We start from the raw sequence: 21415 nt of genomic DNA, 5'->3' as shown, positions 1-21415 counted from the left end.
ACGGCGCGGTCGTGCTGGGTCGAACCGGGCGGCCCGGTCGCTCGATTGCATTTCCAAAGGATATGGCATGCCTCTGATGCTTGATCGACGGCGGCTGGTGCTGGGCGGCGGCCTGGGCCTGGCGGCGCTGGGCCTGCCGGGCGGCGCAGCCCTGGCGCGGGCGCTTCTCGGCGCCTCCGGCTTCACCCACGGCGTGGCCAGCGGCGAACCAGGGCCGGACTCCTGCTGCTGTGGAGCCGCTACGTCCCGGGGAGTGGGGCAGACGAGGTCCGGCTGGATGTCGACGTCGCCCTGGACGGCGACTTCCGCCAGATCGCAGCGCGCGGCGTGGTGCGGACCGGCGCCTATCGCGACTGGACGGTGAAGATCACTCTGGATGGTCTGCAACCGGGCACGACCTACTGGTATCGCTTCATCGGCCCAGACGGGTCGCAGTCGCAGACGGGCCGGGCGCGGACCCTGCCGGTCGGTCAGGCCGAGCGGTTCCGCATCGGTCTGTTCTCCTGCTCCAACCTGCCGATGGGCTGGTTCAACGCCTATGCTCATGCCGCGGCGCGCGACGACGTCGATCTGTGGCTGCACGTCGGCGACTATGTGTATGAGTACGGCCTGGGCTCCTACGCCGTGGATGACCGGATCGCCGAGCGCGCGGTCTTGCCGGCTCACGATCATGAGATGGTCGCCCTGGCCGACTATCGCTTCCGCTTCGCCTGCTATCGCGCCGACCCCGACCTGCAGGCCGTGCATGCGGCGGCGCCCATGGTCTGCGTCTGGGACGATCATGAATCGACGAACGACAGCTGGGAAGGCGGGGCGCAGAACCATCAGGCGGCCACCGAAGGCGACTGGAGCACGCGCCGCGCCGCCGCCGCTCAGGCCTATCTGGAATGGATGCCGATCTCGGAAGAGCCGTGGAAAGCCTATCCGATCGGCGATCTGGCCACCCTCTATCGCACGGAATCGCGCCTGATCGGCCGCACGCGCCAGGCCGACATCGGCGCCGCCTATCGCGAGGGGACGGAAGCCGCCCTGACCGCCTTCCGCGATGGCGCCTGGCAGGACGCCTCGGCCTCTATGCTGGGCTCGACCCAGGAGGCCTGGTTGGCGCGCGAACTGCGGATCAACGCACGCAAGACAGCCTGGCAGGTGGTGGGTATGGGCACGATCATGGGGCGCACCGTCATGCCACACGACGCGGTCAGCTGGCTGCGCTCGGACCTGAGCGAAGGCGCCGTCCGCTCCTTCACCAACGCCGCGCGGGCGGGGCGGGTCGGCCTGCCCATGTGGATGGACCGCTGGGACGGCTATCCGGCGGCGCGCTCGCGCTTCCTCAAGGCGGCGCAGGATGCCGACGCGGATCTGGTTATGCTGGCGGGCGACAGCCACAACGCCTGGGCCTATTCACTGTCCGAGGACGGTCGCCCGGCCGGGGTGGAGTTCGCCGGTCAGGCCGTGACCTCCAACGGCATCGAAAAACAGTTGGGCGTGGCCCCCTCGGTCGCCGCCCGTTCCTTCGTCGCCGCCAACCCGGAGATGGCCTGGGCCCAGACCAGCGGGCGGGGCTATATGATGATCGACATCACGCCGGACCGCGTCGGCGGCGAGTGGATCTTCATGGAGACGATCAAGGCGCGCAGCACCGCCGTCGCCGGCGCGCATCGGATGACAGTCCAGAAGGGACGGCGACGTTTCGTCGCCTGAGGGTTTCCTGGTCTTCAGGCCGATCAACGCCTTGGCCAGCCCGGACCGGCGTATCCGATCAGAAGCGGAACCGAGGTCCGGCCGTGAATTGGCGCTCAGCTACGCCATAGACTGCGGCGTTGGCCGTGGAGGTCACTTGGACGTTGGCTCCGTCCGTCACCCCACCCAGACCGGCGGCTTGCGCAGGCGCCATTGCAACTCGCGTTCAAGCTCGAAGGCCAGTTGAAGCAGGATGACCTCGCCGCCGGGGCGGGTTGAGAACTGCAGGCCGAGAGGCAGGCCGTCACGACTCTGGCCCATCGGCAGGGTGATCGCGGGCGTGCCGGCGACGTTGTCGAGCCACGTCGGGGCGTAGCCGAACAGACGTTCCATCTGGGTTTCGACCGGCAGGGCCTGATCCAGATAGGACAGCGGGACCGGCGGCTTGTTCTGCGTCGGGGTCATGAACACATCGATGTTGTCGAACTGGGCGAGGTAGCCCTGCATCGACCCGCCGAGGATTCCCAGGGCGGCGCCCATGGCGTCTGAAGGCGAGCGTCGCCCCATCTGGGCCAGGGCGAGGGTCAGGGGCTCCAGGTCGTCTGGGCCTGCCTCGCGCCCCAGGTCGTCCCTTGGGCTCGAGCTAGCGTCGCTCTTAGTGAACCATGAAGCTGACGGTCCCGGTCATGCGGTGGCCGTCCGGCGCTCGGCGACCCATATCGCCCGATAGGTTCCGGGCGCGAGACGCGGCAGGGGCGCGCCGACGCTTAGCGCGGCAGGCGCTTCCGGCGCCGTGACCACGATCGGAGCATGGTCCTCCATCGTCAGGGTGACGGTCCTGAGCATCATCGGATGGGGGAAGGTCACGTTGAAGCGCTCCGGCGAGCCGTGCGTCATGGCGCCGTCGGCCGGGCTGGTGACGATGCCCGAGGCGGCCGATGGCTGCGGGTGCATTCCAGCGTGGCCGGAATGGGGATCCTGCGCGAAGGCCGCGCCGGCGGTGAGAGCCAGCGCAGTGGAGAAAGCCAAGGTGCGCATCATTGTCAGCTATCCTTCAGTGTTAGAACCAGGCCTTGAGGCCGACCACGAAACGCATGTCCTCGGCGTCTTGGCCGCGGGCCTTGGCGTAATCGGCCGTGTCGCCCAGCGAGCGGCTCCACTCGACGCCGGCATAGGGCGCGAATTCCTTGCGGATTTCATAGCGCAGGCGCAGCCCCGCCGTGACCGAGGTCAGGCCCGAGCCCAGCCCCAGTTCCGGGATGTCGCTCGCCGACATGTCCAGTTCGAGCGCCGGCTGCAGGATCCACTTCTGGGTGATGCGCTGGTCGTATTCGGCTTCGAAGCGGGCAGTCAGGTCGCCTTCGGTCGACAGGAATGCGGCGGCGCCCATCTCGAACCAGTAGGGGGCCACGCCTTGGACGCCGACGGTCAGGTGGGTCGTGTCGTCGCCGTCGGGACGGATGTCCTGGCGCAGGCCTGCCTGCAGATCCCAGAAGGGGGCGACGGCGCGGCTGTAGAGGGCCTGGAACTCGGCCTCGTGCAGTTTGCCGCCGAACTCGCCTTCGCCCTCGGTCTTCCACCAGAAGCGGTTGATGTCGCCGCCGGTCCAGCCCTGGGCCTCCCAACTGTAGCCGTCGGCGCTGTCGCCGAAGTTGGCTTCGATGGAATCGATGAATACGGCGGTCGAGCGGATGTCGCCGTTCTCGGCCAGCAACTGCTTGCGCGCCGCAGCCATGACGACCGGGTCGAACAGCAGGTCAGCGGCGTGGGCGGGGCCGCGCGCGCGGCGGCGGGGAGGAGTCTCGACCAGACGGCCGCCGACGGCGTCCACGCTGGTCGGGATGTTCGGACCACCGCGTGTCGCGCCCATGTCATGACCGGCGTGCGGGTCGGCCGGAGCCGCTGGGGCGGAAGCCATGGCGTGGCCGGCGTGGGGATCGGCCGCAGCAGCGCTGTGTCCGGCATGGCTGCTCATGTCGTGACCGGCGTGCGGTTCGGCCTGGGCCGCTGGGGCCGGAGCCATGGCGTGGCCCGCGTGGGGATCGGCCGCAGCAGCGCTGTGTCCGGCATGGCTGCTCACGTCATGACCGGCGTGCGGGTCGGCTTGAGCCGCTGGGGCGGAAGCCATGGCGTGGCCCGCGTGGGGATCGGCCGCAGCAGCGCTGTGTCCGGCATGGCTGCTCATGTCATGACCGGCGTGCGGCTCGGCCTGGGCCGCTGGGGCTGGAGCCGTGGCGTGGCCCGCGTGGGGATCGGCCGCAGCAGCGCTGTGTCCGGCATGGCTGCTCACGTCATGACCGGCGTGCGGGTCGGCTTGAGCCGCTGGGGCGGAAGCCATGGCGTGGCCCGCGTGGGGATCGGCCGCAGCAGCGCTGTGTCCGGCATGGCTGCTCATGTCATGACCGGCGTGCGGCTCGGCCTGGGCCGCTGGGGCTGGAGCCGTGGCGTGGCCCGCGTGGGGATCGGCCGCAGCAGCGCCGTGTCCGGCATGGCTGCTCATGTCATGACCGGCGTGCGGATCGGCCTGAGCGCCGGTGGCGGCTGCGCCGTGCGTGGGGCAGGGCTTGCCGTCACGCATCATCGGGCAGTCATGCGCGGGCTTGGCCGACGGAGCCGCCGCTTGAGCAGCGGGAGCATGGCCGGCATGTCCGGCATGGCTCTGGGCCAGGGCGGGCCCGCCCGCGGCCACCATCAGCGGGACGAGCGCGAGCGAAAGAGAAAGGGAGTTCACGAGACGGCTCCATCCAGCGGGCGAACAGTGACGACGTTGAACATGCCCGCGTGCATGTGCATCAGAAGGTGACAGTGGAAGGCCCAGTCGCCGGGCGCGTCGGCGGTCAGGTCGAAGGTGACCTTGCCGCCCGGGGCGACGTTGACCGTGTGCTTCAGCGGCTGATGTCCGTCGTGGCCGTTGACCAGTTCGAAGAAATGGCCGTGCAGGTGGATGGGGTGGGCCATCATGGTGTCGTTGACCAGGGTCACGCGCACCCGTTCGTTCAGCTCGAAGCGGATCGGCTCGACAACCTCAGAGAATTTGCGTCCGTCGAAGCCCCACATGAACCGCTCCATATTGCCGGTCAGGTGGATCTCCATGGAGCGCGAGGGCGCACGACGGTCCTTGTTCGGCGTCAGCGAGACCAGATCGGCGTAGACCAGCACGCGGTGGTCGACGTTATCCAGACCCTGAGGCCTGTCGGCCAGGCGGTTGGAAGGAGCGGGCGAAATCATGTCGACGCCGACGCCGACCGCCATGTCGGCCGGGGCGTTGTTCGGATCGCGCATGTTGTGGCTCATGCCGCCGTGGTCCATCGGCGCGGCGGTTGCGGCCGCGCCCGCGGCCGCACCGTGGCCCATGGCCGCGTGGTCGGCGCCGGCAGCGCCGTGGCCCATGGCGCTGTGGTCCATTCCGCCGTGATCCATGCCGCCCATGCCCATGTCCTTCATGGTCAGGTTCGGGACCTGGCGCAGCGGCGGGACCTTGGCCGTCATGCCCAGGCGCGGCGCCAGGGTGGCGCGGCCCATGCCCGAACGGTCGATGGCCTCGGAAACGATGGTGTAGGCGCGATCCTCAGTGGGACAGACGATGACGTCATAGGTCTCGGCGACCGAGATCTGGAACTCGTCCACCTCGACCGGGCGCACGTTCTCGCCGTCGGCGTTGACCACGGTCATGGCCAGCCCCGGAATGCGGACGTTGAAGATCGACATGGCCGAGGCGTTGATCACGCGCAGGCGCACGCGCTCGCCGGGCCGGAACAGGCCGGTCCAGTTCTCGTCCGGCCCGTGGCCGTTGACCAGATAGGTGTAGGTCGACCCGTTGACATCCAGGATGTCGCGCGGGTCCATCCGCATCTGGCCCCACATCCGCCGCTCGGCCAGGCTCATGCGATCAGATCCGTCGATCAGGCCCGCCAGCGTCGTCTTCTGCTGGTTGAAGTAGCCGGGGCTCTTCTTCAGCTTGTCGAGGATTTCGTGCGGATGCAGGAAGCTCCAGTCCGACAGGACCAGGACATGCTCGCGGTCATAGGCGACCGGGTCGGCGCCCGCCGGATCGATGACGATCGGGCCATAGTGGCCCATGGCTTCCTGAAGGCCTGAATGGCTGTGGTACCAATAGGTGCCCGACTGCTTAATCGGGAACTCATAGACGAAGGTCTCGCGCGGCTTGATGCCAGGGAAGCTGATGCCCGGCACGCCGTCCATCTGGAACGGCAGCAGCAGGCCGTGCCAATGGATCGAGGTGTCCTCGTCCAGGGTGTTCGTCACCGACAGGCGCACGTTCTGGCCCTCGCGCATCCGCAGCAGGGGGCTGGCAAAAGGCCGTTGACCGTCACCGCATGGCCGGTGCGCCCGCCGACGGTGAAGTCGGAGCGCCCGACTCTCAAGTCGATGTTCGGCCCGGTCAGGGTCGGCAGGTCGGCGCGAAGGCCCGGCGATCCAGTTTGCGCCCAGGCGGGCAGTAGGCCCTGCAGGCCCAGGACGCCGCCGCCCAGGGCGGCGCCTCTCAATAGGGTTCGACGGTCCAGGGATGTTGTCGCCATGTCGTCCAGGTCTCAAGGAAGCCGTTCGCCAAGGGATGGCGGGCAGGGAAGAGGTTTGATCGGGATACGCGAAGAATGCGGTGGCCCCTCGCCCCGCCGTTGCGGCAGGGCGCCGCAGGCTCGGCCAAGGTCCAGGTCTAGGGTGTCCGAGGTGCGTCGGTCTCAACCCCTCAGGGCCAGGTTCAGTTTCTGTCGCGCGCGGGCGATGCGGGTTTCCACCGCCTTGGGGGTGACGCCGAGCACTTCGGCGATCTCTGCGTGAGAGCGGCCTTCCAGGGCTGCCAGCAGAAGCGGCGCCTTCAGCGCGTCGGGCAGGTCGGCCAAGGCGCGATCAAGGTCGGCCATGCGGCGGCCGGCGTCCAGCCGGGCCTCGGGCTCGGGCGCCTCCGCGCCCACGGCCATGGCTTCGGGACCGTCCAGTCCCATGACGCCGCGCACGATGCGGCGCACCGTCCGCTTTCTGCCCCAGTCGCGGCACTTGTTGACGGCGATGCTGCGCAGCCACGTCGCAAAGGGCCGCGCCGGATCGTAGCGCCGGATGGCCATCCACGCGGAGGCGTAGGTCTCCTGCAGCAGGTCCTGAGCCTCGTCCGCATCGCCGACGTACCGGCGAACGAAGCGGTACAGCTCGCCGCTGGTCGCCGCCATCAGGGCGGAGAAGGCGCGTCGATCACCCTGCGCGGCACGGATTTCGTCTGTGTCGTCGTCGGCCGCCACCCCGGGCTTACCTGGGCTCTTGCGTCAGGGCGCCGGCGATTTCCCTGTCGAAGACGCGAGCCTGTTCCGGCGTCAGCACCGCGCGCATCTCGAACACATGGGCGATGGTCGCTTTCTGCAGCGCGCCCATGGCGTCGTGGAAGTGATCGACCGCGGCGCGCACCTCGGGGCTGTCGCCTTGGCTGGCGGCGATGGCCTGGGCCAGTTCGCGGTTGGCGGCGCGGACGTCTGCCTCCAGAGCCTCGCGCCGAACGGCGAAGCGGGCTTCGATCTCGTCCAGGCGGACATCCTGTTCGGCAGTGAGGTCCAGCTTCTGATGCACGATCTCATGCAAGCCGGGCGTCTCATGCCGCTGCATCATCCAGCCGGCGCCAAGCCAGGCTCCGCCGGCGCTGGCCAGGGCGGCCATGACCACGGTCAGGGCGATTGACTTCCAGTTCGAGCTCATCCGCCAAACTCGACGCTCGTCATCGGCGCCAGACCGGCCGAGACGCTGAAGATCTGGATGTCGGACGGCCGGGGCTTGAAGGCCTGGCCCAGTACGCCGCCGTTGGTCACGCCGACCAGCAGCGCGAAGGCCAGGACGGCCAGGCGCACCTGACCCTGGCGGCGTTGCGCCTGCCGCTCCTCGATGCGGCGCCAGACGCGCCCTTCCAGCCCGGTCAGATCAGCGGTTTCGTCGCTTGAAAGCGGCGTCGCCAGCATGCGCTCGATGTCGTCGGTCATTGCAAATCCTCGCGGCCCCGACGGTGAATACGCAGCCCGTCGTTCCTTCCCTTGAAAGCGCATGAGGGGGCGCGCGTCGATAGGCGTATAGGGTTCATTCGGCCGTGGCGGCCGCGGCGCCTTGAGCTTGAGGGGAAGCTATGAAGGTCCTGCGTTATTCGACCCAGATTCACAAATGGGTCGGCCTGGTGGTGGGCTTGCAGGTGTTGTTCTGGGTCGGGGGCGGCCTGGTCATGACCGCAATCCCGATCGAAGCGGTGCGCAGCGAGCATCGGCTGAAGGCGGCGGCGCCGGTCGCCCTGGCCCTGGATCAGGCCTTGCCGCTGGCCGAGGCCGCGCGCCTGTCGGGCGTGGCGCCCGCGCGCGCCGAGTTGAAAACCACGCCGCGCGGACCTGCCTGGGTCCTGACTCCGCTTGAGGGCGCGCCTGTCACCGTGGCCGCCGCGACCGGCCGACCCTTCGCCGCCATGAGGGAGGACGAGGCCTCGGCCCTGGCAGCGGCCGCCTATCGGGGCGGGGCGGCGCCCAGGCAGGCGGTTCTGCTGGATCAGGCGCCGAAGGAGACGGGCCGCGAGGGGCCGATCTGGCGCGTGGAATTCAACGACGCCGAACGGACTGCCTTCTATCTGTCGCCGCAGACGGGCGATGTCGTGACGCGGTGCTCGGCGGTCTGGCGCTTCTACGACTTCTTCTGGCGGCTCCATATCCTGGACTTCAAGGACGGCGACAACTTCAACCATCCCTTGCTGATCGGCCTGACGGCCCTGACGCTGAGCATCGTGATCACCGGCTTCATCCTGCTTTGGATCCGCCTGGCGCGCGACCTGAAGACGGCGCGGGCGGTGCGGGCGGCCCGCCGCAAGGCCGCCCTCTAGGACTCGTTGCTACAGGGCTGCGGGTGGCGGCAGCGTTCCCATGACCGCGAGCACGGCCAGAATCCCCAAGGCCGCAGCGAACTCGATCGTCAGGCTTTTCTTCAGATGGGGAAGCGCCTGACCGGCGTCCCTGGCCATCAGAGGCGCGAGGCGAAAACGGTGGATCGCCGCCAGGCCGAGCATCAGGCCGAACAGGACCAGTTTGATCATCAGAAGGACGCCATACGGGCTGGTCCCCAGTTCAAGCGCCTTCGACGGCCCGACCAGGAAGGCGCTGTTGATCAGGCCGGTCACGATCAACGTGCCGACCGCCGCCGCGCCGACCCCGGCGAACCCGGTCAGGCTGCGCGCCACGCTCGCCTCCCAGACGGGATCCTCCGCAGGTCGCCGCACGACCAGGACCGCGAAGGCGGCCAGGGCGCCGATCCAGATGGGGGCGGCCAGGGCATGGAGGACGTCGGAGATTAGATGCACCGCATGGCCTGCGCCTTCGGTCGCGGCGCCGTGGCCGGTCCAGGCGAAGCTGGCCGAGACGATGACGCCCAGCAGCGTCAGCACGCTCCACATCGGACGACCCGGCCGCAGCAGCAGGGCCGCTCCCAACGCCAGGACGGCCGCCAGCGTCCGCACCATCAGCGCCTGGCCCAACCCCATGCCTGTGACCATGAACGCCAGGGAGGCGGGCTTGACGGCTTCGCTCAACGACCCGGCCATCATTGCGGTCTGGCCCACCAGGGCGGCGGGCGCAGCCACCGCCGCCGTCGCCGCAGCCCAGATCAGGACCTGACGCGGCCAGCGCAGACCCAGCGGCCCGACCGCCTGCTGACTGTAGAGCATGAAGGCGGGCAGCCCCAGCAGCAACGCCCCGGCGGCATATTGCAGGCCGCGCAGGACGACGATCCAGACGTCGGCCATTTCAGCGGACGGTGAAGTCGTGGCGGCCGGTCATGCGGTGGCCGTCGCTGGAAGCGATGCGCCAACTGACGACATAGGCGCCGGCAGGCAGCGGCCGAGCCAGCGTTCCGGTCAGGGTCTTGCCGTCCTGTGACACAGCGACCCTGATCGCGACTTTCGCACCCGCGGCGTTTATCACGTCGAAGCCGGAAAAGGCCGCCATGGTCCGCTCGCTGAAGGTCAGGCTGATGGACCGGGGCGCCGACGCGGCGGAACCGGGCGCCGGCGTCGCGCTGACGAGACGGGCGTGCGCCGCCGCCGGGCCGGCCGCGATCGTCACGGCCGCGACGGCGACGAAGGGGACGATATTTGAGTAACCCACGCGCGGTCTCCACGGTATTGGCCGATATTGGCCGCGTGATCATCTACGCGTCGGGCGGGCGCTTCCCTCATCGGATCGGTGTTGGCTGGCCGAAAGTGAAGACACAGTAGTCGAGCGGGACTCATTCAGGCCGTCCAGGAGGCGCCGGTATTGCTTCCGAAAGAGCCGAGGTCGCTGACATAAAAGTGGACTTTGACGCGGTCCTTCCAAGTTTTTCGGAGGGGCTCGCCTGATCGCCCAGGCCCGCGAAAAGCCTATCGACGTTCGTGGTGAACGTCCCGCTCCCGAGCGGAGGCGCGGCGGCGGCTCGGCCTCAGCCTGAGCTTCTTTTTGCGCAGGATGTTGGACGCAAGCTTCGCGAGAAAGTCTTCGACGCGGCGGAACGGTTTGAATCCGGGCGGCTTCCTTCAACACCTCATCAAAGGAGAAAGTCCATGACAAGAGCTCTCATCGGCCTGGCGGGAGCCGCCCTTCTGCTCGGAGCGTGCGGCGATGGTCGCGACGCCGAGGCGCCTGTTGAAGGGCCTGTGGTGTCCGAGTCCGAAACGCCCAGGAATCCCGCTGTCGACACGACGCAGAACGCTGCAGACGGGACGCTCACGCCGGGCGCGAACTCCTTCACCGAGGGCCAGGCGCGAAGCGCCATTGAAAAACAGGGCTACGCCCAGATCGGCGCCCTGAGCCAAGGCCAAGACGGCGTCTGGACGGCGACCGCCGTCAAGGACGGCGTCCAGTCCAAGGTTTCCGTCGACTACAAGGGCGTTGTCAGCGCCTCGCCCGCTTCCTGATGCTTAAGGAGATTTCCATGTCCACGATCACGCGCCTTTACGATACTCACACCGAAGCGATGGATGCCGTGTCCGCCCTTGAAGCCGCTGGCTTTGCAGAGGGCGACATCAGCATCATCTCCAACAACTCCGATAACTGGCATGAGGGCCACCGCCATCACGGGCGCTCGCCGGGCGATATGAACGGCGATGGCGAGAACGACGTCGCCGAAGGCGCTGGCAAGGGCGCGGCGACGGGCGGCGCGCTCGGCGTGGGCGCCGGCGTTCTGGCAGGTCTGGGCATGCTGGCGGTGCCGGGCTTGGGCCCCGTGGTGGCTGCCGGCTGGCTCGCGTCGGCGGCGGCTGCGGGCGTCGCGGGCGCCGCTGCAGGCGGCGCGGTCGGCGGCATCCTCGGCGCGCTCAAGGAGGCGGGCCATGATGACAATGACGCCCACGTCTACGCCGAGGGCGTGCGTCGGGGCGGGACCTTGGTCAGCGTTCGCGTCGATGAAGCTGAGCGGTCCAGGGCGCAGGCGATCTTGGACGAAAGCCGGGGCTGGGACGCCGGCGCTCGAGGCGCCGCCTACCGCGAGGCCGGCTGGACGAACTTCGACCCTGCCGCCGCGCCCTATACCACCGAAGAAATCGCCGCCGAGCGCGCGCGATATCGATAAGGCGAAGAGGGGAGGCGGCGCGACGCAATCGCGCCGCCTTCACGCCTAAGGCGGATCGCAGGACGGGGCGATGACGCGCAGATAAGGCTTCGTTCTGGCGCCCTGCCGCCGCGTGGCACGATCGCGAGGGGGTATCTCGAAGCTGCACCTAGGCGCGATGGCCCTTCCGCAGCTTAAGGGCGGCTTTGTGGTTTCGCGCTGGCCGCGGGGGCGGCCGACGTCTTCTTGAACGTGTCGCCAACCTCGCGGGCGTCAGGTCCGTCAGGCCCGGCGCGACGGCTGGATTCTCGTCCCACCCGACGCACGGCTTCATCGGACGTGGCCGCATCTGGCTTGCCGCCCGGAATGGCGGCGTTCTGCTCTCGACCTTTCGACTGCTTCGGTTGTCCCATCGGACTCTCCCGTCATGGCTTTGCCTCTCATGAGAGGACGGCGCCCGAAATGGTTCCCGCCCGGCAACAGGCGACTGGTGTCTATCGCTCGACGGTCGAACGGCTTGGGCGCTCCCCGTAGTCGCCGAACTGACCGCATTATGGGAGGTGCATCAAAAGCCGCGTGACTTCCAACGGAGACCAGAGTGCTTGGGCTAGTGATCCGCCCCGCAGGCGGTCCACGTAACCGCGACGATCACTAGCCGGAGCCCCGCTTGAAGTCAGGCCTTGGAGTTCAGGGGGACGAAACTCTGGCCCAGCAGGCGTCCGAAGGTCAGGGCGGGCGTCGCCATCATGCCTCCGCAGACGGCGCGTCCCATGGTCTGGCCGGCGCCCAGCAGTTCGCCGGCGGCCCACAGCCCCGGTATGGCCGATCCGTCGGGGCGGATCACCTGAAGCTGGTCGTTGACCGCCAGGCCGACCGCGCTGCTGACCGCCGCGCCCTGCACCCGGATGGCGTAGAAAGGGCCTTGCGCGATTGGGAGAGGAAGATGGCGGCGGCCCAGGAAATCGTTGCCGGAATGGACGCCGTAATTATAGCCGCGCACGGCGCGCATCAGGCCATGCGCGTCGACGCCCGCTTTCTGAGCCAGCGTCTCCAGATCATTCGCCTTGTAGAAGAAGGGGCGATCGTCCGCGAACAGAGCGCGTATTTCGCCGGCGTCGAAGCCGGCGATGAACGGCGGCGCCTCCGTCAGGATCCGCTCGTCGAACACGACCCAGTAACGTTGCTCGGGCTGCTCCAGCAGCGCGTTTTCGCGGGCATCGACTGACTCCATGTCCTCGCGCACGAAGCGGTCGCCGTGGGCATTCACGTAGATCTCCCACGGCGGACGACGCTGGGGATAGGTGTTCAACCGGCCGACCATGCCAGGGCGCGGTCCTTCGCCGTCCAGCAGGAAGCCGAAGTTGATGAAGAAGTTCTCGCGACCTCGCAGCCATCCGCCGACGCTGCAGCCCAGCCTGTGCCCGACCCCCTGCGAATAAGCATAGGGCAGATTGGTGTAGAGCGGGACGCCGTTCATGGCCTGATAGACGTCGGGCGAGGCGGAATAGCCGCCCGTCGCCAGCACGGTGTGGGCGGCCTCGAAATGATGTTCGGCGCCGTGGGCGTCGCGGGTCTTAACTCCGGTCACGGCGCCGCCGGGGTTGGTCGTCAGGCTCAGTGCTTCATGGCCGAGCCGCAGAGTGATGCGGCCGTCTGCCACGGCTTGCTCGATACGCGGGATCAGGACGTCGCGCAGCGAGGCGCCGCCGTTTCGGCCCCAGTAGTAGCGGGCGCGCGAATAGGGCTCGTGGCCGACGCCGTCGACCGGACAGGCGGGGTCGACGTCGAACCCCTGTTCCATCAGCCAGTCGAACGTCTCGGCGGCGTTCCACACCGCCAGCCGTACCAGGGCCTCGTTCGCCGTGCCCCGGCTTAGGCGCATGATGTCGTCGAAATGCGCCTGGGCGTCGTCTTCGATCCCCTTGTCGCGCTGTAGGCGCGTGCCCGCCGCGCTCAACTGGCCGTTGGCGACCCAGAGGGTTCCGCCCAGCACATCGGCGTGGTCGATCAACAGGACGCGAGACGTGCGCTCCGCCGCGAAGATGGCGGCGGCCATACCGGCGGCCCCGCCGCCGACGATAACGAGGTCCCAGGGAGCGGCGCCTGAGGCCATGTTCAACGCAGGGTCATTTCTTCATAGACCGGCACGCGGTGGCGGATTTTCACGTGGCCCACCCTGGGCGTATAGGCGAACAGGTCCTGGTGCTCGATCAGGAACAGCGAAGGCGCCGCCTCCCGGTACAGTCGACCCAGCGCCTGATAGGCCTTCAGCCGCTCGTCATCGTCCATGATCTCGCGCGCGGTCTTCAGCTTGTCGGTGATTTCCGCGTCGCAAAAGAAGGGCTTCGGCCGCATGCAGGAGAAGTCCTCCATGGCGCGGGTGACGTCGTAGTACTGGAAGCTGTTCCACGACAGGGCCAGCGCCTCGCCCGACCAGCTGTTGGTCTGATACTTCACCAGGAAGTCCGGCATGGTCATGACCTTGAGGCGGGTGTCGACCCCGACGGCGCGCCAGTATTCGGCCACGGCCTGGGACATCATGTCGTCGCCCGGCGCCGCGTCGGTCAGGACCTCCATCGTCAGATTGAAGCCGTTCGGGTAACCGGCCTGCGCCAACAGGCGGCGCGCCTTGGCGGGGTCATAGGGGTAGGGCGCGATGGTCGGGTCGTAGCCGAACACTCCCTTGGCGGCAGGCTGGCCCGACGGCTTGGCGTTCTGCGGCAGCAGGGAGGCGATCGCCTCCTTGTCGACGGCGTAGTTGAGCGCCTGACGCACGCGAACGTCGCGCAAGGGCGAGGACGGATCGCCGCCCACGTTGCGGAAGGAGTAGGCCTTCACCTGCATGGAGGGTCTGTAAAGAACGTGGAAGCCGTTGCGCTCCAGCCGCTCCGTCTCCTCCAGGTCGACCAGAGACAGATCCACATCGCCCGACAGCAGGGCCTGAGTCCGCCCCGCCGCGCTCGGCAGTTCGTAGAAGACCACGCCGTCGATCGTCGACGACCGCCATGATTTCGGGTTTCGGGCCAGGGTCAGGCGGCGGGTGCGCTGGTCCCAGCCGGTCATGACGAAGGCGCCGGTGCCGACCGGCTTCTGGGCGTAGGCGTCCATGCCCATCTCGGCCAGGGCTTTCGGCTCGATCATCATGATGGCGGCCAGGCGGCGCGGCAGGACCGGGTCGGGACGCTCGGTGCGGATCTCCAGTTCCAGCGGTCCGACGGCGCGCGCTTCGACGATGCCGCGCGCTTCGGAGCCGATCAGGGTGCGCTTGCCCTGATCCGAGCGCAGGAAGGCGAATACCTCGGCCGCGACCTCGGCGTCGAACGGGCGATCGTTGGAATAACGCACGCCTTCGCGCAGCTTGAAGCGCCAGACCGTCGGTTCGACCAGCGTCCATTCGGTCGCCAGGCCCGGCCCCAACTGGTCGTCGTCGTTGATGGCGGTCAGGCCGTCGTAAATGGCCAGCCACAGCAGGGAGCCGGGACGGCTGTTGCCCCGAAACGGATTGCCGAGGCTGGAAGGCAGGCTGGCGGCGGCGACGCGCAGCACCTGACTGCCGGTCGCAGGCGTCGGCTTGTTCGCGCCGCCCTGGCCGCAGGCGGCGACAAGGGCGGCGCCCAGACAGGCGGCGATGAAGCGGCGAAGGCGGTTCGGCGTCATGAGGGGGACTGCTCCTGCATGAGGGCGTTCGCGCCGATGATGTCCATCACGCCGGCCAGCGCCTCGTCCGTGATCGGGCCGCCGGCTTCCAGGGCGGCGCTCAGGCGCGGATCGGCTAGGGCGGCGGCCGGATTGAGGGCGGCGGCCAGCAACAACTGCGTATAGGCGCTCTGCGGGTGATAGAGGACCTCTGCGACCTGCCCCTGTTCGACCACCTGACCGCTTTCGATGACGCAGACGTGGTCGGCCATGCGGCGCACGCTGCGCATGTCGTGCGAGACGAACAGCATGGCCAGATTCAGCCGATCCTTCAGCTCCAGCAGCAGGGCTGAGACCTTGTCCTGATTGGCGAAGTCCAGGGCCGAAAGCGCCTCGTCGGCGATCAGCAGGCGGGGCTCCATCGACAGGGCGCGGGCGATGGCGACGCGCTGTTTCTGCCCGCCGGACAGGGCGGAGGGCCGCAGGTCCAGCAGGCGACGGTCCAGATGAACGAGGTCCATCAGTTCTTCGACCCGCCGCCGTCGCGCCGCGCCGTCCAGCCTGCCCACCACGATCAGCGGCTCTTCCAGCACGGTGCGGATCGACTGGCGCGGATTCAGGCTGGCGCCGGGGTCCTGAAAGACCATCTGGATGCCGTGCAGCATGGCCTTGGAGCGCTTGCCCAGGGGCGGCAGGGCGACGCCTTCGAACATGATCCTGCCTTCAGCGGGCGTCGCCAGGCCGGCGACGGCGCGCACCAGGGTCGACTTGCCCGATCCCGACTCGCCGACGATGGCCATGACCTGACCGGGCGCCAGGTGGAAACCGGCGCCGCGCAGAACGAAGCGGCGGTCACGTCCGCTGCCGTAAGCGACCCCCAGGTTCTGAATCGACAGAAGCGGCGCGGTCATGCCCGTCTCCCCAGGTGAGCGGCGTCCCGCAGGCTGCGGGTGAAGGGATGCCGGGGCTCGTACAGCACCTGCGTCGTGGGACCTTCCTCGACGATCTCGCCTTCCAGCATGACGGCGATGCGGTCGCAGACGGCGCCGGCGGCTGCGATGTCGTGGGTGATCATCAGGGCGGCGGCCTGCTGGGCCTGACGCCGCAACAGGGCCAGAATCTGTAACTGGACCGTCGGGTCCAGCGCCGTGGTCGGCTCGTCGGCCAGGATCAGCGCGGGCTGATTGATTAGCGCCAGGCCGATCATGGCGCGCTGGCGTTGCCCGCCCGACAACTGGTGCGGGAAGGCGTCGACGCAGGCGTCGGTTCCCGGCAGGCGCATTGCTTGCAGGGTTTCGACGGCCAGGGCGCGGGCGGCCGCCTTGTCGAGGCCGCGATGGCGACGCGCCGACTCGATCAGAATGGAGCCGACCGTCTTCACCGGGTTGAACGAGGACAGGGGGTCCTGGAACACCATGCCGATGCGGCCGCCGCGCACGGCGCGCCAGTCCGCCTCGGCCAGGTTGTCGATGCGGCGGCCTTCCAGATGAATCTCGCCGCCCGCAACGCGCACGCCCGGCGGAACCAGGCCGCCGACGGCGAAGCAGGTCAGCGTCTTGCCCGACCCCGACTGGCCGACCAGGCCGACGATCTCGCCGCGGCGGATCGTCAGGTCGAGGTTGGGGATCAACACGCGGCGGTCGGCGACGGTCTCCAGCCTCAGCTTGCGGATATCCAGCACGATTTCGTGCGCCGTGTTCAGGTCGGCAACGCTCATCGGGTCAGGTTCCGCAGGTGCTGGCCCACGCTGTGGGCGGCCACGATGATGACGACCATGGCGAAGGCGGGACCCAGCGTCAGCCACGGGGCCTGAAGCATGAAGGCGCGCCCTTCGCTCAACATGGCGCCCCAGGTCGCGGCCCCCAGCGGCGCGCCGATGCCCAGGAAGGACAGGGCGCTTTCAGCCACGATCATCTCGGCGAAGTGGAAGACCACCAGCACCGACAGCGTCGGGACCAGGGCCGGCAGAACGTGGTGGGCGTAAAGACGCGCGACGCTCATGCCGGTCATTTCGGCGGCCTGGACGTATTCGCGCTGAAACAGGGTGCTGGCCTCGGCGTAGACGACGCGGGAGAAGACCGGCCAGGTCACCAGGCCGAGCGTCAGTGTGACCGCCCAGAAGCCGCTGTCGCCCAGCAGGGCGATCACCGTCACCGCCATGACGAAGGACGGAAAGGACTGGGTGAAGGTGGTCAGCAGCTTCAGGGCGCCGCCCAGCCAGGCGCCCTTGTGCGCCGCCGCCAGGCCGAAGGTCGTGCCGATGCTGAAGGCGATCAGGGTAGCGCACAGGGCCGATCCTACCGACCAGCGCATTCCGTTCAGCAGACGCGCCAGCACGTCGCGCCCCAGTTCGTCCGTTCCCAACAGATGGCCCGGCGCCAGCGGCGCGGCTAGACGCATAGACAGATCGATGGCGCGGTGATCGTGGCCGGACAGGGCGTCGCCGAAGATCATGACGGCGAGGCAGAACAGGCCCACCACGCCGGCGCCGACAATGGCGGGGGACAGGCTGCGGCTCATGATGCAGCTCTCGCGCGGCTGCGGATGCGCGGGTCCAGCAGGGCCTGCACCGCCTCGGTGACGGCGTTGCTGAGGAAGACGCTGACCACCATGACGAAGACCACGGCCTGCACCACGGGGAAGTCCAGATTCAGCGTGGACTGCACCAGCAACCAGCCGATGCCGGGCCAGGCGAAGATGGTCTCGATGACCACCAGCCCCGTCAGCATGAAGGCCAGTTCAGCCCCGATCAGGGCGACGGCGCCCAGCAGGGCGTTGGGCAGGACATGGCGCCACAGGATCTGGTTCTCTGATGCTCCGGTCGAGCGGGCGGTGCGCACGAAGTCGGCGGCCAGGGCGGCATGAGTGTTGGCCTCGACCACGCGGATCAGCTTGGGGGCCAGGAAGGAGACGACCGAGATCACCGGCAGCACCCAGGTCGCCGGTCCGCCGTAACCGATCGAGGGCAGCCATTCGAGCCCGGCGGCGAACAGGTTGATCAACAGCAGGGCGATGACGAAACCGGGAAATCCCTGCATCACCGTCAGCACGCCGCGCACCGCACGACGCGCCGTCCCGGTGCGCTTCTGCCCCAGCCAGGCGCCCAGCGGCAGGGAGATCAGCAGGTTCAGACTCAGCGCCATGGCGGCCAGGAACAGGGTGGCGGGCAGGGAGGCCAGGACCTTGCCCAGAGCCGGGCTTCCATCGGTCAGCGACTTGCCGAAGTCGCCCTGGAGCAGACGCAGCATGGTCTGGCCGTACTGGACGATCAGGCTCCTGTCGAAGCCGTATTCGACGCGGATCGCCTCGATCTGAGCCGGAGAGGCGCCTTCGCCCGCAATGACCAGGGCCGGGTCGCCGGTCAGCCGCAGCAGGAAGAACAGCACTGTCATTGCGGCGATCAGGACAAAGGCGAAGTCCCTCAAGCCGCCAAGCATGCGAGAAGAGGAAAACATCAGGGGCGGCGGCTCGCTTTGCTGCGGGCCGAAACGCTCGGTAGAGGCTTGGGCATGTCCTGAACGGTCTCCGCCGCAGAGTCGTATCTAAGTTAAGACATCATCCTTAGGGTAAGCGAAGCGCCTGTCAACGGCGCTCAATCGCCGGACATGAGATCGCTCAGCACATCTTGCGTATCCTGCCCCAGCCTCGGCGGCGGGGCGTCGTATCGCACCGGCGTCTTCGACAGGCGGATGGGCGAGGCGATGGTGCGGACCGGATCGGCCAGATCGGGCCGCGTCTGCTCGACCGTCAGGCCGCGATGGATCGCCTGAGGCTCGGCGAACACCTGATCGATGGTGTTGACCGGGCCGCAGGGCACGCCCGCCGCCTCCAGCGCCTGCATCAGCTCCTGCATGGTGAAGCCCGCCGTCTTCGCCGCGATCAGCGGTCCTAACGCCTCGCGCTCGGCGACCCGCAGGGCGTTGGTGGCGAACCGATCCTCGACCTCCAGCCCCAGGGCGGCGCACAGGGCGCGGAACTGGCCGTCGTTGCCCACGGCGATGATCACCATGCCGTCGGAACAGGCGAAGGGCTGATAGGGGGCCAGATTGGGGTGGGCGTTGCCCATCCGCGTCGGCGCCTTGCCGGACACGAAGTAGTTGGTCGCCTGATTGGCCAGCATGGCGGCCTGAACGTCGAACAGGGCGATGTCGACGTGCTGGCCCTCGCCGGTCGCGCGGGCGTGCCACAGGGCGGCCAGGATGGCGTTGGAGGCGTAAAGGCCGGTGAACAGATCGACGACCGCCACCCCGACCTTCATCGGCTCGGCGCCCGGCGCGCCGTCGGGCTGGCCGGTGATGGACATCAGCCCGCCCATGGCCTGGATCATGTAGTCGTAGCCCGCCCGATGCGCGTCCGGCCCGTCCTGTCCGAAGCCGGTGATGGAGCAGTAGACCAGCCTCGGATTGATCGCCGTCAGCGAGGCGTAGTCGAGGCCGTACTTCTTCAGCCCGCCGGTCTTAAAGTTCTCGACCACCACGTCGCAGGTGGCGGCCAGACGGCGCACGGCCTCGGCGCCATCGGGGCTGGCGATGTCCAGCTCGACCGACTTCTTGCCCCGGTTGGCGCACAGGAAATAGGCGGCGTCGCCGGGCGCGCCGTCGGCCGTGGTGGTGAAGGGCGGGCCCCAGTGGCGGGTGTCGTCGCCGGCGCCGGGCCGCTCGATCTTGATGACCTCGGCCCCCAGATCAGCCAGCGTCTGCGTCGCCCACGGCCCCGCTAGCACCCGCGACAGGTCCAGAACCCGCACGCCGTGAAGCGGGCCGCAGGCTGTCTCGTAAATCGCGGGGCTGGGGGTCATGACAGTCTCCTGATCAGAAGGCGGCTTCGCCGGTGATGGCGCGGCCCAGGATCAAGGCGTGCACGTCATGCGCGCCTTCATAGGTGTTGACGGTCTCCAGGTTCATGGCGTGGCGCATGACGTGCAGCTCGCCGGTGATCCCGGCCCCGCCGTGCATGTCGCGGGCCTCGCGGGCGACGGCCAGGGCCTTGCCGCAGTTGTTGCGCTTCATCAGGCTGATGGCCTCGGGAACCCAGGCGCCCGTGTCCAGCAGGCGGCCGAGCGCATAGGCGCCCTCGAAGCCGAGGAAGATCTCGGTCTGCATGTCGGCCAGCTTCTTCTGCACCAGCTGGCGCGCCGACAGCGGGCGGCCGAACAGGGTGCGCTCGGCGACATAGTCGCGGCTGGCGTGGAAGCAGAACTCGGCGGCGCCCATCGCGCCCCAGGCGATGCCGAAACGCGCCTTGTTCAGGCAGGAGAACGGCCCGCGCAGACCCTGAACGCCCGGCAGGATGTTGGCTTCCGGGACGAAAACGTCGTTCAGGCCGATGTCGCCGGTGATCGAGGCGCGCAAGGACAGCTTGTCGCCGATCTTGCCCGTGGTGAAGCCGTCGAAATCGCGCTCGACGATGAAGCCCCTGATGGTCCCGTCAAGCTTGGCCCAGACGATGGCCAGGTCGCTGATCGGGCTGTTGGTGATCCAGTATTTGCCGCCGTTCAGGCGATAGCCGCCGTCGACCGCGACCGCCGTGGTCTTCATTGAGGCCGGGTCCGACCCGCCGTCGGCCTCGGTCAGGCCGAAGCACCCGACCAGTTCGCCCGCCGCCATCTTGGGCAAGAACTTGGCCTTCTGCTCGTCCGAGCCGAAGGCGTAGATCGGATACATGGCCAGCGACGACTGCACGCTCATGGCCGAGCGGTAGCCGCTGTCGATCGCCTCGACCTCGCGCGCGATCAGGCCATAGGCGACGTGGCTGGCTTCGGAGCCGCCGTATTGCTCGGGCAGCATGGCCCCCAGGAAGCCCATCTCGCCCATCTCGCTCATAATGGCCCGATCGAAGACCTCGTCGCGGAAGGCGGCGACCACGCGCGGCAGCAGGGCCTCGCGCGCATAGGACCGGGCGGCGTCCTGGACCATCCGCTCTTCGTCGGTCAGACGCCCCGTCAGATCGAAGGGATCATCCCAGCGGAACGTCTGGCCCGAGGGTTTGGGGGCGGAAGAAGCGGCGGGGTTCGACATGATGAGCGTTCCTGACGGACTGGAAGGTGCGGGAAGGCGCTTGCCAAGGCTGCGCGTTTAGATGATATAAAACTATATCATTTGATCCAGCAATGCCCTTGTGCGGCGCATCATCGGGAGAAGGCATGGGTCGGGGCTCCACGCTCGTTGAAAAGATCATCGCCCGGGCGGCCGGCGTGGACCGGGTTGCGCCCGGCCAACTGGTGACGGCTCAGGTCGATCTGGCCTTTGCGCACGACAGTTCGGGGCCGCGCCGCTGGGCGCCGATGCTGCGCGAACTGGGCGTGGGACTGTGGGATCCGCAGAAGGTCGCCATCGTCTCGGACCATTATGTCCCGGCGGTGGATGCCGAGTCCGCGCGTATCCTGAAGCTGGCGCGAGAGTTTGCGGCCGAACATCAGGTCGGCGCCTTCTTCGACATGGTGGGCATCTGCCATCTGGTCCTGCCCGAGCACGGGCTGATCCGGCCGGGCGCCTTCGTGGCGGGGGGCGACAGTCACTCGCCGACGGCGGGGCCTTCGGCGCGT

23 protein-coding genes and 1 pseudogene are annotated in these 21415 nt (G+C 68.3%); 6 read left to right on the top strand and 18 right to left on the bottom strand.

Annotation, left to right across the window (positions count from 1 at the left end; all coding sequences use genetic code 11):
• Positions 1–67 precede the first annotated feature (67 nt).
• Together V8F63_RS14975 and V8F63_RS14970 are read left to right on the top strand one after the other, a co-directional pair.
• Positions 68–364 (top strand): hypothetical protein, encoded by a 297-nt coding sequence (locus V8F63_RS14975; protein ID WP_392353901.1) that lies wholly within the window; start codon positions 68–70, stop codon positions 362–364.
• Entirely contained in the window at positions 274–1701 is a 1428-nt protein-coding gene (locus V8F63_RS14970) for an alkaline phosphatase D family protein (RefSeq protein ID WP_392355110.1), read from the top strand. The genes V8F63_RS14975 and V8F63_RS14970 overlap by 91 nt, the downstream gene beginning before the upstream one ends.
• Before the next feature lie 156 nt (positions 1702–1857).
• On the opposite strand, the gene V8F63_RS14965 is transcribed toward V8F63_RS14970, so the two are convergent.
• From V8F63_RS14965 to V8F63_RS14955, 3 genes are all read right to left on the bottom strand, one after another.
• Complete coding sequence (locus V8F63_RS14965) at positions 1858–2220, bottom strand: amidase family protein (RefSeq protein ID WP_392353900.1); 363 nt, start codon at positions 2218–2220, stop codon at positions 1858–1860.
• Positions 2221–2364: 144 nt separating this feature from the next.
• Positions 2365–2721, bottom strand: coding sequence for a copper resistance protein CopC (locus V8F63_RS14960; RefSeq protein ID WP_392353899.1), 357 nt, complete (start codon positions 2719–2721; stop codon positions 2365–2367).
• 19 nt (positions 2722–2740) lie between these two features.
• Positions 2741–3598, bottom strand: coding sequence for a copper resistance protein B (locus V8F63_RS14955; RefSeq protein WP_392353898.1), 858 nt, complete (start codon positions 3596–3598; stop codon positions 2741–2743).
• Positions 3599–3601: 3 nt separating this feature from the next.
• Between V8F63_RS14955 and V8F63_RS14950 the strand changes: the two genes are divergently transcribed.
• Positions 3602–4483, top strand: a complete 882-nt coding sequence (locus V8F63_RS14950) for a hypothetical protein (RefSeq protein ID WP_392353897.1) — start codon at positions 3602–3604, stop codon at positions 4481–4483.
• Here V8F63_RS14950 and V8F63_RS14945 read toward each other — a convergent pair.
• The 4 genes and pseudogenes from V8F63_RS14945 to V8F63_RS14930 form a co-directional block, all read right to left on the bottom strand.
• Positions 4408–6221, bottom strand: a pseudogene (locus V8F63_RS14945) (copper resistance system multicopper oxidase). The gene V8F63_RS14950 and the pseudogene V8F63_RS14945 overlap by 76 nt on opposite strands.
• A 162-nt stretch (positions 6222–6383) precedes the next feature.
• Positions 6384–6938, bottom strand: coding sequence for an RNA polymerase sigma factor (locus tag V8F63_RS14940; RefSeq protein WP_392353896.1), 555 nt, complete (start codon positions 6936–6938; stop codon positions 6384–6386).
• Positions 6939–6945: 7 nt separating this feature from the next.
• A complete protein-coding gene (locus V8F63_RS14935) occupies positions 6946–7386 on the bottom strand; it encodes a Spy/CpxP family protein refolding chaperone (RefSeq protein ID WP_025977538.1) in 441 nt (146 codons plus the stop codon).
• Positions 7383–7664 carry a hypothetical protein gene (locus tag V8F63_RS14930; protein ID WP_392353895.1) on the bottom strand — a complete coding sequence of 94 codons (282 nt, stop codon included), beginning with the start codon at positions 7662–7664 and terminating at the stop codon, positions 7383–7385. The genes V8F63_RS14935 and V8F63_RS14930 overlap by 4 nt, the downstream gene beginning before the upstream one ends.
• Before the next feature lie 140 nt (positions 7665–7804).
• Between V8F63_RS14930 and V8F63_RS14925 the strand changes: the two genes are divergently transcribed.
• Complete coding sequence (locus tag V8F63_RS14925) at positions 7805–8539, top strand: PepSY domain-containing protein (RefSeq protein WP_392353894.1); 735 nt, start codon at positions 7805–7807, stop codon at positions 8537–8539.
• 9 nt (positions 8540–8548) lie between these two features.
• Here V8F63_RS14925 and copD read toward each other — a convergent pair whose 3' ends face one another.
• Positions 8549–9454, bottom strand: coding sequence for a copper homeostasis membrane protein CopD (copD, locus tag V8F63_RS14920; RefSeq protein ID WP_392353893.1), 906 nt, complete (start codon positions 9452–9454; stop codon positions 8549–8551).
• A gap of 1 nt (position 9455) precedes the next feature.
• On the bottom strand, positions 9456–9773 hold the full coding sequence (copC, locus tag V8F63_RS14915; RefSeq protein ID WP_392353892.1) for a copper homeostasis periplasmic binding protein CopC: 318 nt from the start codon (positions 9771–9773) through the stop codon (positions 9456–9458).
• Positions 9774–10249: 476 nt separating this feature from the next.
• Here copC and V8F63_RS14910 point away from each other — a divergent pair, with 476 nt between their 5' ends.
• Both V8F63_RS14910 and V8F63_RS14905 read left to right on the top strand, forming a co-directional pair.
• On the top strand, positions 10250–10603 hold the full coding sequence (locus tag V8F63_RS14910) for a hypothetical protein (protein WP_134581225.1): 354 nt from the start codon (positions 10250–10252) through the stop codon (positions 10601–10603).
• Positions 10604–10620: 17 nt separating this feature from the next.
• Positions 10621–11256: a hypothetical protein gene (locus V8F63_RS14905; RefSeq protein WP_025977532.1), complete on the top strand. Its 636-nt coding sequence runs from the start codon at positions 10621–10623 to the stop codon at positions 11254–11256.
• A gap of 652 nt (positions 11257–11908) precedes the next feature.
• Here the strand turns inward: V8F63_RS14905 and V8F63_RS14900 are convergent.
• From V8F63_RS14900 to V8F63_RS14860, 9 genes are all read right to left on the bottom strand, one after another.
• Positions 11909–13348 carry an FAD-dependent oxidoreductase gene (locus V8F63_RS14900; protein WP_392353891.1) on the bottom strand — a complete coding sequence of 480 codons (1440 nt, stop codon included), beginning with the start codon at positions 13346–13348 and terminating at the stop codon, positions 11909–11911.
• 2 nt (positions 13349–13350) lie between these two features.
• Positions 13351–14892 carry an ABC transporter substrate-binding protein gene (locus V8F63_RS14895; protein ID WP_392353890.1) on the bottom strand — a complete coding sequence of 514 codons (1542 nt, stop codon included), beginning with the start codon at positions 14890–14892 and terminating at the stop codon, positions 13351–13353.
• The gene (locus V8F63_RS14890; RefSeq protein ID WP_392353889.1) at positions 14889–15782 is read right to left on the bottom strand and encodes a dipeptide/oligopeptide/nickel ABC transporter ATP-binding protein; all 894 of its coding nucleotides are present in this window, start codon (positions 15780–15782) and stop codon (positions 14889–14891) included. Before V8F63_RS14890 ends, V8F63_RS14895 begins: the two co-directional genes overlap by 4 nt.
• Complete coding sequence (locus tag V8F63_RS14885) at positions 15779–16588, bottom strand: ABC transporter ATP-binding protein (RefSeq protein ID WP_253122574.1); 810 nt, start codon at positions 16586–16588, stop codon at positions 15779–15781. Before V8F63_RS14885 ends, V8F63_RS14890 begins: the two co-directional genes overlap by 4 nt.
• Positions 16585–17391 (bottom strand): ABC transporter permease, encoded by an 807-nt coding sequence (locus V8F63_RS14880; protein ID WP_392353888.1) that lies wholly within the window; start codon positions 17389–17391, stop codon positions 16585–16587. The genes V8F63_RS14885 and V8F63_RS14880 overlap by 4 nt, the downstream gene beginning before the upstream one ends.
• The gene (locus V8F63_RS14875) at positions 17388–18326 is read right to left on the bottom strand and encodes an ABC transporter permease (RefSeq protein WP_134581218.1); all 939 of its coding nucleotides are present in this window, start codon (positions 18324–18326) and stop codon (positions 17388–17390) included. The genes V8F63_RS14880 and V8F63_RS14875 overlap by 4 nt, the downstream gene beginning before the upstream one ends.
• A gap of 137 nt (positions 18327–18463) precedes the next feature.
• A complete protein-coding gene (locus tag V8F63_RS14870; protein ID WP_392353887.1) occupies positions 18464–19669 on the bottom strand; it encodes a CaiB/BaiF CoA-transferase family protein in 1206 nt (401 codons plus the stop codon).
• Positions 19670–19682: 13 nt separating this feature from the next.
• The gene (locus tag V8F63_RS14865) at positions 19683–20888 is read right to left on the bottom strand and encodes an acyl-CoA dehydrogenase (RefSeq protein WP_392353886.1); all 1206 of its coding nucleotides are present in this window, start codon (positions 20886–20888) and stop codon (positions 19683–19685) included.
• Positions 20889–20998: 110 nt separating this feature from the next.
• On the bottom strand, positions 20999–21388 hold the full coding sequence (locus V8F63_RS14860; protein ID WP_392353885.1) for a hypothetical protein: 390 nt from the start codon (positions 21386–21388) through the stop codon (positions 20999–21001).
• Between the last annotated feature and the right edge of the window lie 27 nt (positions 21389–21415).

The sequence above is a fragment of the Brevundimonas sp. LF-1 genome, assembly GCF_037055305.1.
GTDB classification, from domain to species: Bacteria; Pseudomonadota; Alphaproteobacteria; order Caulobacterales; family Caulobacteraceae; genus Brevundimonas; species Brevundimonas sanguinis.
Note: the sequence above shows the minus strand (reverse complement) of the source record. Positions and strands in the feature narration are given on the sequence as shown.